11 protein-coding genes and 1 pseudogene are annotated in these 12,838 nt (G+C 60.6%); 4 read left to right on the forward strand and 8 right to left on the reverse strand.

The genetic code is table 11. The annotated features are described in order from the left end of the window. Positions 1-158 precede the first annotated feature (158 nt). The 7 genes and pseudogenes from FHT93_RS17815 to FHT93_RS17845 all read right to left on the reverse strand — a co-directional run bounded on the left by FHT93_RS17815 (position 159) and on the right by FHT93_RS17845 (position 7,211). Complete coding sequence (locus FHT93_RS17815) at positions 159-746, reverse strand: transglutaminase-like cysteine peptidase (RefSeq protein WP_112542502.1); 588 nt, start codon at positions 744-746, stop codon at positions 159-161. A 697-nt stretch (positions 747-1,443) separates the two neighbouring features. Beyond that, positions 1,444-1,776 carry a hypothetical protein gene (locus FHT93_RS17820; protein WP_112972402.1) on the reverse strand — a complete coding sequence of 111 codons (333 nt, stop codon included), beginning with the start codon at positions 1,774-1,776 and terminating at the stop codon, positions 1,444-1,446. Positions 1,777-2,234: 458 nt separating this feature from the next. After that, complete coding sequence (locus FHT93_RS17825) at positions 2,235-3,236, reverse strand: helix-turn-helix domain-containing protein (RefSeq protein ID WP_183848678.1); 1,002 nt, start codon at positions 3,234-3,236, stop codon at positions 2,235-2,237. Beyond that, positions 3,236-3,799 (reverse strand): isochorismatase family protein, encoded by a 564-nt coding sequence (locus tag FHT93_RS17830; protein ID WP_183848680.1) that lies wholly within the window; start codon positions 3,797-3,799, stop codon positions 3,236-3,238. Before FHT93_RS17830 ends, FHT93_RS17825 begins: the two co-directional genes overlap by 1 nt. 122 nt (positions 3,800-3,921) lie before the next feature. Next, a pseudogene (locus FHT93_RS17835) lies at positions 3,922-4,146 on the reverse strand (amino acid permease); the annotation flags it as partial. Positions 4,147-4,173: 27 nt separating this feature from the next. After that, positions 4,174-6,216 (reverse strand): NADH:flavin oxidoreductase, encoded by a 2,043-nt coding sequence (locus FHT93_RS17840; RefSeq protein ID WP_183848682.1) that lies wholly within the window; start codon positions 6,214-6,216, stop codon positions 4,174-4,176. A gap of 89 nt (positions 6,217-6,305) precedes the next feature. Next, complete coding sequence (locus tag FHT93_RS17845) at positions 6,306-7,211, reverse strand: DMT family transporter (RefSeq protein ID WP_113116468.1); 906 nt, start codon at positions 7,209-7,211, stop codon at positions 6,306-6,308. Between the two features lie 114 nt (positions 7,212-7,325). Here FHT93_RS17845 and FHT93_RS17850 point away from each other — a divergent pair, with 114 nt between their 5' ends. After that, on the forward strand, positions 7,326-8,201 hold the full coding sequence (locus FHT93_RS17850; RefSeq protein ID WP_007822164.1) for a LysR substrate-binding domain-containing protein: 876 nt from the start codon (positions 7,326-7,328) through the stop codon (positions 8,199-8,201). Here the strand turns inward: FHT93_RS17850 and FHT93_RS17855 are convergent. After that, positions 8,176-9,225 (reverse strand): GlxA family transcriptional regulator, encoded by a 1,050-nt coding sequence (locus FHT93_RS17855; protein ID WP_183848917.1) that lies wholly within the window; start codon positions 9,223-9,225, stop codon positions 8,176-8,178. The genes FHT93_RS17850 and FHT93_RS17855 overlap by 26 nt on opposite strands. 41 nt (positions 9,226-9,266) lie before the next feature. Here FHT93_RS17855 and FHT93_RS17860 point away from each other — a divergent pair, with 41 nt between their 5' ends. The 3 genes from FHT93_RS17860 to FHT93_RS17870 are packed head-to-tail and all read left to right on the forward strand — an operon-like array spanning position 9,267 to position 12,838. Then, positions 9,267-10,169, forward strand: coding sequence for a 3-keto-5-aminohexanoate cleavage protein (locus FHT93_RS17860; RefSeq protein WP_183848684.1), 903 nt, complete (start codon positions 9,267-9,269; stop codon positions 10,167-10,169). Between the two features lie 7 nt (positions 10,170-10,176). Next, positions 10,177-11,667 (forward strand): carnitine 3-dehydrogenase, encoded by a 1,491-nt coding sequence (locus FHT93_RS17865; RefSeq protein ID WP_183848686.1) that lies wholly within the window; start codon positions 10,177-10,179, stop codon positions 11,665-11,667. A gap of 10 nt (positions 11,668-11,677) precedes the next feature. Further along, positions 11,678-12,838 (forward strand): acyl-CoA dehydrogenase family protein, encoded by a 1,161-nt coding sequence (locus FHT93_RS17870; RefSeq protein WP_183848919.1) that lies wholly within the window; start codon positions 11,678-11,680, stop codon positions 12,836-12,838.

The raw sequence follows: 12,838 nt of genomic DNA on the forward strand, positions 1-12,838 counted from the left end.
GATGACGAAGGTTCCATCAACGCGTGTTCAATGGTGCCGATCGCAACCGAGGCGGCGGATTTCGGCGCGGACATTCTGCGGGCTCAGAACGGCGCCTTCCGTGCCATTGAAACTTCGGTCGCCGCATATGGGTTCGAACCCGCACCATATCTGCATATCTAGAGTTCGTACCATATCTTCGGATCATCGCCTGACTGGATCATCAGCCAGCGAAGATCCGTATCCTTCCAGCCCTTGATCGCATTCGTGCGGTTGTCGAGCACCAGATCGCCGCGATCGGTCTTGACGACCAGAACCGCGTGACCTTTACCGGCAGGCGTCTTGGTCACGGCGATCCGCAGTGCTTTCGACGACCAGCCCATGGCGATGAGGTGGTCGCGTTTCGTCAACGCGAAATCCTCACAATCGCCTGCCTTGACGTTCACCTGCCAGACATCGCCCTGCCGTTCGTCCGTCGGACGGATCGAGCGGTTGACCGACGCGTTGATATCGCCAAGTTGCTTCTCCGCAAGGGGGCTCAAGGGAACTTCGGAAACATCGCCGCGAACCGTACATTCATCCGGATTTCGAGCGCAAAACATCACATGCGCGAAAGGTGCTGCAGTTCGGCGCTTTTCAGAAATATAGCTGAACACGGGCGCCGTCTTCAGCCCGCGGGCTGCACCGGCAGGACCGTCCGCGCGGGCAGCCTGAACCGTAAACAGGGATACAAGCGTCGCTACGACAACCACTTCACGCTTCCACATCGTCTACCTCTCCGTGTGGTAATTCATCGAACAATGGTGAGGCACGACCAGCGGTGATGAAGCCCTTTTAGGCATGTCATTCGACGGCTGGGCTCTCGGTCGCAGTCCATATTTCCAGGATGTTTCCGGAGAGGTTCATTTCTCAGAATACAATAATTTAGGGGGTTTTCAGGCATTTCCGGTCCCTCAGTCGGAGCAGAGCTGGCGGCATGCGTATCACGACCAGACGCATCGACGCCAACGTCTTAACAATTTAAACTAGCGTTACGATACTCCTTTTCAATCGATGCGATAGGTATTAATTTAAAAAAATCATGCGCTCGGCGACAGGAGAGATCGCGCTATAGGCGAGCGATGACGAAACGAGATCTTATCTCCCGTCGCGGACTGCATGCTGTTGCGAAAATGGGATCGCGCTTTTAGGGATTTTGACAATCAGGCGCGAGCGACGGCCTGGACGAATTTCCTTCCGGGCCTTCAACCGATATGTCCGGGCTCGCCCTGAATATCGGATATCGGTAGCCGACCGGGACACCGGCCAGCGATGTGCGCGACCGTTCTAGGGGATGCGGATTCCGGTGTACGTCATTCGATGCAGGCTTTCGCAGTCGCGCTATCCCCTTGGGGGCACAAAAGAGATACTACCCTTCTCTGCGTTCTGGCTTCGCATCTTTCGAAACCAGCCGCTTCGGGACTGCTATCTTTCCCCAATTGGGAACAACAAAAGCATCATTGCGACCAGACCTAGTCCCGCGCCTAGCATCTGCGACGGAGCAAGACGCTCGTCAAAAACAAAATATGCAATCACGTTGATGAGCAACAGCTGAGCAACGGCGGAAACCGATATTGCAAGCCCCATTCCGCCCTCTCTCATCAGCCGCACCATGATGAGATTTCCCACGCAATAAAGGGCGAGAGACAGGATCAACACAAGAATGCTGTTGGTCGCGATATAGGTGCGCGAAGCGGTCGCCGCGCCCAGAAATGTTGCCATCGCGCCAGCGAGCCAAAGCAGAAATTCTATTCTCATCGGTGACCTTCGTTCGTCTTCCGCAAGCTGCATACAGCTGTCGGCCAAGGATCGCCAGCATTGGATTCCACTTTACGGACTGGCTGCCCGGCCCCCGTCGGACGCTTCCCGGGCATCGCGCCAAGAGCGCAACCGTCATTCTCGATGCGCGGCGGCAGCCACTCGCCGACAATGTCTTTCAATATTCGCCGGCTGATTGCAGGACTCCAGGAGCGCCTGCGGTAGAATTTGTCAAAGAGCGCCTCGTTTTGAGTGCCTTATACTTGGCATGAAAAACGACCTTCGGTCATCATCGCGACAGTTGGCGATCCACGGCGGTCCATTCCTCCCGGCCCGCTACGTCAGCTGTTCCCCTCTGGAGGTTTTTTGACCTTCACACCTAAAGGCCCGGCCTTACGCTCGCGGCCTCTTTTTTTGCTCACCAGGCGACAGCCCCCGTTAGGGTTTGATCAAGCCTGTCAGCTTCTGGTCGGCGCTCGAACGTGGCCCGGCGGCGTATCATGAAGTCGTCTCCAGGCCCGTCGAAACTGGCGAGCTGACGAAAAGCCGATGCGTTCAGCGACGTTTTCCATATCGAGCCTCGAGCCGGTGATGAGTTCTCTTGCGAGTGCAATTCGCATGCGGTTGACATAGTCGGTCACACTCATGCCGGTGTGCTCGTTGAAAAGCCGTGACAAATTTCGCGGGCTCGTCGCGGCGATCTTGGCGAGCGTCTCAACGGACCAGTTTTGCGAGGGGTCGGCGCCGACGGCATCCTGGGCTCTGTGGATTGTCGGATGGAGATGATTTCGCCCTTCCAGCCACGGCGACAACTGAGGATCACCGCCAGCCCGCCGGAGATAGATGACCAGAGTGCGTGCTACGGCAAGCGACACAGCATGACCGACCTCTTTTGCGACCACCGCAAGCATGAGATCGATCCCCGCGGTGACGCCCGCACTGGTCAGCCGCTCACCATCCTCGACATAGAGCCGGTTCTCGCGGACGCGGGCGGTCGGAGCAAGTCGGACGAGTTCCTGGAGCATGGAATGGTGGGTCGTGCATTCATAGCCCTCGAGCAGTCCCGCCCGCGCCGCAAGCAAGGCACCGGAACAGATCGTCGCGAGGCGGATGCCAGGCCGAACGGTCCGACTTAGCCATTCAACGATCTCTGCCTCAAGGGCCGCATCTCCCGGTCCACTTTCGACCGGCCCGGCAAGCGGTTCATCCACCGCACCGGAAACAATAAGAAGCGCGTCGTCGGGCAAACGTACCGGAAGCGGAGAAATCTTGGCGAGGTCGAGGCCGGTCGAACTTCGCACCTCAGCGGCAGGTCCGATGTAGGTCGGCACGAACTCTGTCGATTCCTGCTCAAGGTTGGCTCTGCGCAAGACTTCCATCGGACCTGCGATATCGAGCAGGAGCGCCCGCGGCGGCACGACCACGAAAACCGGGATGATGCGCCGGGGGCCAACCACCATTACGCGACCGCTCGTGCTGAAAGTCCGTTGAGCACCTGCTCTACAGTAACGATACGAGCAAAACGATCGGCAAGGACCAATTCCGTGCGCGCCCTGATCTCGGCGGCACTCCATTCGCGACCCGACTTATCGGTCATCGGAAAGGTCAATGTCGCCTCGCCGACATAGTCGACCTCGTAACCGAGATCGGAGGCGTGCCTTGCCGTCGTCTCACAGCACTGCTCGGTGCGGATGCCGGAGATAATGACGCGCTGGATATGGTTTTCAGTCAGCCAGACGTCCAGGCCACTGCCGACGAGCGCGCTGTGGCGGCGCTTGCGAAACACCGCATCCGCCTCAATCCGAAGCGGAGCCAGCGGGCGGACGAAGCCCGAACCTTCAGAGAAAACGCCTGTCTCCTCGACGTGAAATATCTGGACGACCGGAAGAGCGGACCTTTTCGCGCCATCGATCAGCGCTTGCTGGGACGCGATATAAGCCCCGACCTCATCTTCACGGAAATAGGGTCGATGACGGAAGGATTCCTGGGCATCGATGACTAGGAGTACAGTATCTGCGGACATTTGGTTATCTCCAAGGATGGGCATGAAGACATTCTATCGAGAGGAGCATACTGCGAAATGCCGATTGCGGACAGATAGGGGACAGATCACGCCAACATGATGCATGCCCTGATCGCTCGGTCCATCGCTGTCATGATGGCGAGGAAAAGCGCCGTGATCATCAGCACGACGAGAAGCTGGGTGACGATGCGGCCGGTGCCGATCAGGCCGCCTGGCGCTTCGGCGGCACCGGTGCCGTCGACGATCCCGGGCGCCAGCATGCCCGTATGACCAAGCACGCCCTGGAAGGCGAAGGGAACGAGGAAGAAGAACAGGCAGCAACGCAAACCCTGAGGCCAGGTAGACTCACAAAAGCCAGGCCCACGGTTAGGAGCTCAAAACAACGAACATAACCTTAGAGCATCATAGATGGCCGCATGGATGTTGCGGCTGGAAACCGCGTCGCCGATCCGCACGAGGTCAAAACGTCCCTCGCTGTTGCGTTGTGGCAGCGGTGGCCGACGATTGATCAGGGCGGAATAATCCACGGCACCAAGATTTCGCGAAATCGGCTTCAGTTCGAGATAGAGCCCGTCATTGGCAAGCGTGCCATGTTCGACAACGACCTGGGACACGCGCCGCTCCCACTGTGCACCGTCCGCGAAATCCGACCCGAGCATGGCGACAAGGGCATTGCCGTCGCGGCGAACGGATTTGAGCCGCGTGTTGATGGTAACCCTCACGTTGCGTTCGGCGAAGGCACGGGCATAGGGCACATGATTCATGCCGCCCATATCAGGCGCGAAGAAGCGTTCGGGGGAGACGAGCTCGAGTTCGGCACCGCTTCTCGCAATCACCTCAGCCGCCGACATTCCCGGATGTCCGCCATTGTCATCGAAGAGCAGTACCGTGTCGGCGATCCTGGCGCCGCCGGCGAGGATTTCCCAGGAAGAGGTCACAAGCTCATCGCCGGCATCCAGTTCGGGTTGCTGCGCAATGCCACCGGTCGCGATGACAACGAGGTCGGGTTCAAGAGCAAGGACATCATCTGCCTCGGCGTAGACATCATAGTGCATGCGAGCACCCAGCCGCTCGAGTTCCGCCAGCCGCCAGTCGATAATGCCTATCATCTCCCTGCGTCGAGGATTTCGGATGAGCAGATTGACCTGTCCGCCGGCCTTTCCGGTCGCTTCCAGAACATCCACCTGATGACCACGCTCCGCAAGCACGCGAGCGGCCTCGAGGCCGGCCGGCCCCGCACCGACCACGACGGCCTTGCGGCGGATCTCCGCCTTGGGGATCTCGTGCGGGATTTCCCCCTCACGACCGGTCGCGGCATTGTGGATACAGAGTGCCTCCCCGCCTTCATAGATTCGGTCGAGACAATAAGTGGCGCCGACACAGGGCCGGATGCGCGCCTCCTGGCCGCTCTCGATCATTCGCACTATATGCGGGTCGGCGATATGGGCGCGCGTCATGCCGACCATGTCGAGCTTCCCCTCGGCGATCGCATGACGGGCGGTTGCTACGTCACCGATGCGCGCGGCGTGGAAGACCGGAAATTTGGTTATCGCCCTCACGTCGCCGGCAAAATCGAGATGCGGGGCAGATGCCATGCCCTGGATCGGGATGACCTCGTTGAGCGCAACGTCGCTGTCGATATGGCCGCGAATGATATTGAGAAAATCGATGTCGCCGGATCGGGCAAACCGTGATGCGATCTCTATGCCTTCCTCCCGCGATAGTCCCTTCTCCCAGTCTTCGTCCGCGACAAGACGCATGCCGACAATGAAATCCGGCCCGACCGCTTCGCGAACCGCCTGCGTGACCATGACAGAAAAACGCATGCGGTTGTCGAGCGATCCGCCGAATTCATCTTCACGCCGGTTGGTTGCCGGCGACCAGAAACCATCGAGCAGATGGCCGTAAGCTTCGATCTCGATACCATCGAGGCCGGCTTCCTGCATGCGCTGCGCGGCGCTTGCATAATCGGCCACGATACGCTCGATGTCCCAGTCTTCCACCTCTTTAGGGAAGGCGCGGTGCGCCGGCTCGCGGATCGGCGAGGCCGCCAGAACGGGCAGCCAGTCGCCCTTGTTCCAGCTTGTACGGCGACCGAGATGCGTGAGTTGGATCATGACCGCCGCGCCGAACTCATGACAGTCGTCGGCAAGTCCCTTCAACCAGGGCACGATCTCGTCGCGATAGGCGTGGAGATTGCCGAAGGACGGCGGAGAGTCAGGCGAGACGACCGCCGATCCCGCCGTCATGGTCAGTGCAATGCCGCCTCTTGCCTTTTCCCTGTGATAGAGCCGATAGCGATCCGTCGGCATGCCGTTTTCCGAATAAGCCGGCTCGTGAGCGGTCGACATGACGCGGTTTTTCAGCGTCAGGTGCTTGAGTTGAAACGGCTGCAGCAGGGGGTCTTTGGAGGACATGTCCGCACTCGTTGCTTGGGTGGGGGTGGCAATCGAACCGCTATTCTGACCCATGCCGCCTGAAATGACGATCCGATCGGCGTCGCTTTCTAGCCGGCATGCGTCCGCCGACTGCGGCTGAGGTCGACGGCGGTATGCCAGAGAACGGCTGCGAAGATGATGGCGCCGCCGAAGAAGGTGGCGACAGGCGGTTGCTCGGAGAACAGAAGCCAGACCCAGAACGGGGTCAGCACGATCTCCATCGTCCCGATCAGTGCAGCTTCGGCCGGCGGCATTCGCCTGGCCCCGGCCAGGAAGAGCACAAGCGCCAGCGAAAAATTGGTCGCACCGAAAGCAGCAAGCACGATCCAGTTGTGAAGATCAAGCGAGCCGACCGAGCCGAATGGAGCGAAGATGACGAGCGTCAGGAAGGCGCTGACAACAGTCGGCGGCAGGCTCGGCACTTCAGGATTGATGCGCGGGATGATGATGACAAGCGCGAAGGAAACCGTCATGCCAAGCGCCAGCAGGTCGCCGACCCCGGTGCCACCGCCGATCGACGAGGCGACGATGACCACGACACCCAGAAGAGAAATGCCCCCGGCAATCAGCGTGCGCCGTCCGACACCTTCTTTCAGGATGATCCATCCGAACAGGGCGGCGATAAAGGGTGCGGTCGAATAGATCATCGTCACGTTCGCGACGCTGGTCATATAGAGCGCGCCGATGAAGCAGCCCTGGCTGACTGTCTGGCAGACAATCATCGCCAGGCCGGACGGATGCAGGACCGAACGCCATTGCTTTCGTGATATCCCGCCTTCGAGGAACAGGCAGGGGATCAGCAGGAACAGCCCGCCGAACAGCGAACGCCAGGCGATCGCTGTCCAGACGTCTGTCGTCAAGAGCCGCGAGTAGACCCCGCTGGCACTCCAGGCAAGTGTCGCCGCGATGACGAGAAGGATGCCCTTCTCGCGCTCGCCGGCACCGAGGTGCCTGGCCGGATGGTCAATGGTCACGCAAGTTAGTCTCGAAGGAGGAAAAGTCGAACGCACCTCCTTTCTGCACCCGCAATTGACATCAGACAAACGAATAGTAGAGATGGATGTCATCGATTTTTTCTATGGCTGTCCATGCGCGAGCCCATTGAGAGTGACCTTCTCCGGACCTTCCTCGTCGTCGTCGAGACCACCAATTTCTCTGCGGCCGCACAGCGCGTCGGCAGAACGCAATCTGCGATCAGCGCGGCGATCAAGAAGCTGGAAGACACGATCGGCGAAGCACTGTTCGAACGCGGCGCCCGAGGGGTGGTGCTGACACGTCAGGGTGTCCAGCTCGTCCCCTATGCCCGCCGCGTCATCGATCTTCTGAGCGAGGCCGCGGCGACGATCCGCAGCAAACCGCTCGGCGGACCGGTTCGCATCGGCATTCCCGAGGAATATAGCCAGACCGTGCTGCCCGCAGCACTTGCGGCCTTCGCCGTGCGTCATCCGGCTGTCGAGGTCACGATCTCCTGCGACTATACTGTCCGCAACATCGCCGCCCTGGAACGCGACGAGCTCGATCTCGCCGTCGTCTTCGACTGGAGCGATCAGATGAGTGGCGAGGTGCTCTGCATCGATCCGACCGTCTGGGTGACCTCGATCGTCCACCGGCTGCACGACATCGACCCGCTGCCGATCGCAACCTACAGAGACTCGAGCTGGTGTCGCGATTTTGCATTGAAGTCGCTGCACCAGCTCGGTCGCAACTACCGGGTCGCATTCATTGCCGATACCAGCTCCGGACTGAAGAACGCCGTGACTGCCGGTCTTGCCGTCACCACGCTGTCGCGCAGCAACATCCCGCCCGGCTGCCGGGAGCTGACGACCGAGGACGGCTTCCCGCCGGTCGATTCCTCAAGGGTCGTGCTTCGCCGTAACACCTTCCGGTCCAGCGAAGCGGTTCGCGAGCTGGCCGAGATGGTACGCGATGCCTTCCAGCCTATGGCCGGACCTCCGATGGCCTGACCGGACGCCGCAGCCGACGCCGCGTTTCCGAGGGGCTTTCGGAATAGCTTGCCCGATAGCTTCGCGCGAAAGCTGAGGCCGAATTGAAGCCGGTTGCGGCGGCAATGTCGGCGAAGGACGCCGTCGTCTCTATCACCTTGCGCCGCGCCGCGTTCAATCTCAGGGCAAGATAGTGGATATGAGGGGGCGCACCGATCGAGGCCTGGAAGAGATCCTGCAGGTGTCGGGCGCTGATTCCGACCCTGCGGGCAAGGCGCGCCAGCACGATCGGCTGCTCGATATTGTCCTCCATAAGCCGCACGGCGTGGGCCACCCGCGGATCATCCACGCGCAAGCCTGCCGACAGCGCGTCGTCGGCATGAAAGGATGGCTGCTCGTAGCGGAACAGCCGGCTGACCTCGAGCGCCAGCGAATAGCTCTGGCGCCGCCGGATGATCTCCAGCATCAGGTCCACGGTCGGCAGCGAGCCTGATGTCGTCAGCCGCTTGCCGTCGATGACGAACCGGTCCTTTACGGCCGACACCTGCGGATAGGCGAGCGCGAAATCCTCGTAATCCTCCCAATGCACGGTCGCCGACAAGCCGTCGAGCAGGCAGGCTTCCGCGAGCAGCCAGGTGCCGGATTCGATGCCGGCAATCATGGTCCGGTGGCGTGCCGCCTGCGATAGCTGCATTTTTAGGCCCGCTGTCGCGCTTTGCCGCCAGTTGTAGCTCGCCAGCACGAAGAGCGGTGTATCCGATGCTGTGGTCTGGAACGTTCCCTGCGTCGGTATGGCAATGTGGCTGGTTGTCGGCACAGCTTCTCCATCTGGCGTGAAGATGCGCCAGCGGTAGAGCTCGCTGCCGGAAATGCGGTTTGCTCCGCGCAGCGGTTCGATGACGGAGGCAATGAGGATGAGATTGGTGTCCGGCAGGACAAGAAGATCGATGTCGAGCCGTTCGGTCGATCGCTCCAGCACGGTCCCCTCCCTGGTGTTCCGATAATGTATCGATCGATTCCGAAAATGCAAAGCATCCTCTCGCATCCTGGCGCGTAATGCCCTCAAGACGAGGGAGAACGACAAACATGCCTCTTGCGATGAACCGCGATGTTTTCATCACCTGCGCCGTCACCGGTGCCGGCGATACGGTTTCGAAATCCAGCCACGTTCCCATTACTCCCAAGCAGATCGCGGATTCCGCGATCGACGCCGCCAAGGCTGGGGCGGCAGTCGTTCACTGCCATGTCCGCGATCCGGAAACCGGTGCCGCAAGCCGCCGCAACGACCTCTACAGGGAGGTCACCGACCGCATCCGTTCGGCCGATGTCGATGTGGTGCTGAACCTGACGGCCGGCATGGGGGGAGACCTGATTTTCGGGGATGTCGAAAGCCCCCTTCCCTTGAAGACTGCGGGAACGGACATGGCAGGGGCAACCGAGCGCGTCAGCCATGTCGCCGAATGCCTGCCGGAAATCTGCACGCTCGACTGCGGCACGATGAACTTCAATCTCGGCGATTACGTCATGACCAACACGCCCGCCATGCTGCGGGCAATGGCGAAGAAAATGACCGATCTCGGCGTGCGCCCCGAGATCGAAGCCTTCGACACCGGCCATCTGTGGTTTGCAAAACAACTCGCCGAAGAGGGCCTGATCGAAGATCCGGTGCTGATCCAGCTCTGCATGGGCATTCCCTGGGGTGCCCCTGACGATCTCAACACCTTCATGGCCATGGTCAACAACGTGCCCGATAGCTGGACCTTCTCGGCCTTTTCGATCGGTCGCAACGCCACGGCCTATCCGGCTGCAGCGGTTCTGGCGGGCGGCAATGTCCGCGTTGGCCTGGAGGACAATCTCTATATCGGCAAGGGCGCTCTCGCCACCAACGCGCAACTCGTCGAAAAGGCAGTGCAGGTGGTTGAAGGCATGGGTGCCAGGATCATCGGTCCTGAGGACGTCCGCAAGAAACTCAATCTGACGAAGCGCTGAGGACGACATGACAGGGATTACCAAAGCGGCCTGTATCGGCGGCGGCGTCATCGGCGGCGGATGGATTGCACGTTTTCTGCTTGCCGGCATCGATGTCAGCGTCTTCGATCCTCATCCGGAGGCAAGCCGCATCGTCGGCGAGGTCCTTTCCAATGCGGAAAAAGCCTATGCCATGCTGACTGGCGCACCGCTGCCGCCGCGCGGCCGGCTTACCTTTGAAACGTCGCTGCAAGAGGCTGTCTCCGGTGCGGATTGGATCCAGGAAAGCGTACCGGAACGGCTCGACCTCAAGCGCCGCGTATTGACGGAAATCGATGCTGCGGCACGACCGGACGCGCTGATCGGCTCGTCCACATCAGGCCTGCTGCCGAGCGACCTGCAGCGCGACATGAAACATCCCGAGCGCCTCTTCGTCGCCCATCCCTACAACCCCGTCTACCTGCTGCCACTAGTCGAAATCGTCGGCGGCGAGAAGACCTCGAAAGCGACCATCGAGGCAGCGATGGAGCGGCTCGCTCCAATCGGCATGAAGGGCGTTCATATCGCCAAGGAGATCGAGGCCTTCGTCGGCGACCGGCTGCTCGAAGCGCTCTGGCGCGAGGCGCTCTGGCTTATCCATGACGATATCTGCACCGTCGAGACGCTCGACGACGTCATCCGCTATTCCTTCGGGTTGCGCTGGGCCCAGATGGGCCTGTTCCAGACCTATCGCATTGCCGGCGGCGAGGCCGGAATGCGCCATTTCCTCGCTCAGTTCGGACCCTGCCTTGCCTGGCCCTGGACGAAACTGACCGACGTCGTCGACCTCGACGATACGCTGATTGAAAAGATCGGAAAACAGTCGGACGAACAGGCCGCCGGCCTTTCGATCCGTGCACTTGAGCGCATCCGCGACGAAAATCTCGTCGGCATCCTGCAGGCGCTGAAGGCCGGAAACGATGGCAAGGGCTGGGGCGCCGGCCAACTGCTGAAGGATTTCGAACGGTCCCTGTGGGCAGCAGGCGGCGGGAAAACCACTACTGCCGATCGTTCTGGCCCCCTCAAGCTCGTCGAGACCAAGGTGAGCCCCGCGTGGGTCGACTATAACGGCCATATGACGGAGCATCGCTACCTGCAGGTTTTCGGCGATACGTCCGACGCGCTTCTCCGGCTGATCGGAGTCGATCTTGCCTATGTCGAGGCCGGGCAGAGCTACTATACGGTCGAAACCCATATCCGCCATCTTGGCGAGGCCAAGCTCGGGCAGGCGATCCATTCGACCTGCCAGATCCTCGCAATTGACGAGAAGCGGCTGCACCTCTTCCACACGATCCACGACACGGAGAGCGGTGCGGTGCTCGCCACTGCCGAGCAGATGTTGCTGCATGTCGATACCGAAGCCGGCAAGGCGACACCGGCGCCAGTCGCAGTCCTCGACAAGGCAAATCTGATCGCCGCGGCCCATGCAAAGCTGCCTCCCCCCGATGGGGTTGGCCGCCATGTCAGCCAGAAACGATAGGGAGATCGACATGGATTTCGGCCTCGGCGAAGAACAGGAAATGATCGTCAAGACGGTCCGCGGCTTCGTCGAAACCGAAATCTATCCGCATGAGAACGAAGTCGAGCGCACGGGTTTCGTCCCACCGGATCTAGCAGCTGAGATCCGGCGCAAATGCATCGACCTCGGCTTCTACGCCTGCAATTTCCCCGAAGAGGCGGGCGGCGCCGGCCTCGATCATGTCACCTTCACGCTTGTCGAGCGGGAACTCGGCCGGGGCTCCATGGCCCTGACGGTCTTTTTCGGCCGTCCCTCCGGCATCCTGATGGCCTGCGAGGGCGAGCAGCGTGAACGGTATTTGCTTCCTGCCGTCCGCGGAGAAAAGATCGACGCGCTGGCCATCACCGAGCCCGATGCCGGTTCCGACATGCGCGGCATGAAATGCACCGCTCGCAGCAACGGCAGCGATTTCGTGCTCAATGGCACCAAGCATTTCATCTCGCATGCCGATGTCGCCGATTTCATCATCGTCTTTGCCGCGACCGGCGAGGAGGAAACGCCGAGAGGTCTCAAGAAGAAGATCACCGCGTTTCTGGTCGATCGCGGCACGCCAGGCTTCGAAATCCTCAAGGGTTACGATTCCGTCTCCCATCGCGGTTATCACAATTGCACCTTAAGCTTTGCCGATTGTCGCATTCCGGCCTGCCAAGTGCTGGGCGAGGTGCATCGCGGTTTCGAACTTGCCAACCAATGGCTCTACGGCACGCGGCTCACTGTCGCCGCCACCTGCGTCGGCCGTGCGCGGCGCGTCTTCGACATGGCTTTGTCCTATGCCGCCGAGCGCAAGCAGTTCGGAAGGCCGATCGGCGCCAATCAGGGCGTTTCCTTCAAGCTTGCCGACATGATCACTGAGATCGACGCAGCCGACTGGCTGACGCTTTCGGCGGCATGGCGACTGGATGCAGGTCTATCTTCCGATCGCGAAATCGCTTCGGCCAAGCTCTACGCCTCCGAAATGCTTGCCCGCGTCACCGATGAGGCGATCCAGATCTATGGCGGCATGGGCCTGATGGACGATCTGCCGCTTTCCCGCTTCTGGCGGGATGCGCGCGTCGAACGCATCTGGGACGGCACGTCGGAAATCCAGCGCCACATCATCAGCCGCGATCTCCTGCGGCCTCTGGGAGCATAG

Origin of the sequence: Rhizobium sp. BK379 (genome assembly GCF_014193955.1) — a bacterium.
Taxonomy (GTDB): Bacteria; Pseudomonadota; Alphaproteobacteria; order Rhizobiales; family Rhizobiaceae; genus Rhizobium.

What these genes read in the sequence shown, in the direction of transcription:
- FHT93_RS17825 (WP_183848678.1), bottom strand. Translation starts at nt 3,236, where the DNA reads ATGGTGGTTGGCCCCCGGCGCATCATCCCGGTTTTCGTGGTCGTGCCG.
- FHT93_RS17870 (WP_183848919.1), top strand. Translation starts at nt 11,678, where the DNA reads ATGGATTTCGGCCTCGGCGAAGAACAGGAAATGATCGTCAAGACGGTC.
- FHT93_RS17830 (WP_183848680.1), bottom strand. Translation starts at nt 3,799, where the DNA reads ATGTCCGCAGATACTGTACTCCTAGTCATCGATGCCCAGGAATCCTTC.
- FHT93_RS17840 (WP_183848682.1), bottom strand. Translation starts at nt 6,216, where the DNA reads ATGTCCTCCAAAGACCCCCTGCTGCAGCCGTTTCAACTCAAGCACCTG.
- FHT93_RS17860 (WP_183848684.1), top strand. Translation starts at nt 9,267, where the DNA reads ATGCCTCTTGCGATGAACCGCGATGTTTTCATCACCTGCGCCGTCACC.
- FHT93_RS17820 (WP_112972402.1), bottom strand. Translation starts at nt 1,776, where the DNA reads ATGAGAATAGAATTTCTGCTTTGGCTCGCTGGCGCGATGGCAACATTT.
- FHT93_RS17815 (WP_112542502.1), bottom strand. Translation starts at nt 746, where the DNA reads ATGTGGAAGCGTGAAGTGGTTGTCGTAGCGACGCTTGTATCCCTGTTT.
- FHT93_RS17850 (WP_007822164.1), top strand. Translation starts at nt 7,326, where the DNA reads ATGCGCGAGCCCATTGAGAGTGACCTTCTCCGGACCTTCCTCGTCGTC.
- FHT93_RS17865 (WP_183848686.1), top strand. Translation starts at nt 10,177, where the DNA reads ATGACAGGGATTACCAAAGCGGCCTGTATCGGCGGCGGCGTCATCGGC.
- FHT93_RS17855 (WP_183848917.1), bottom strand. Translation starts at nt 9,225, where the DNA reads ATGCGAGAGGATGCTTTGCATTTTCGGAATCGATCGATACATTATCGG.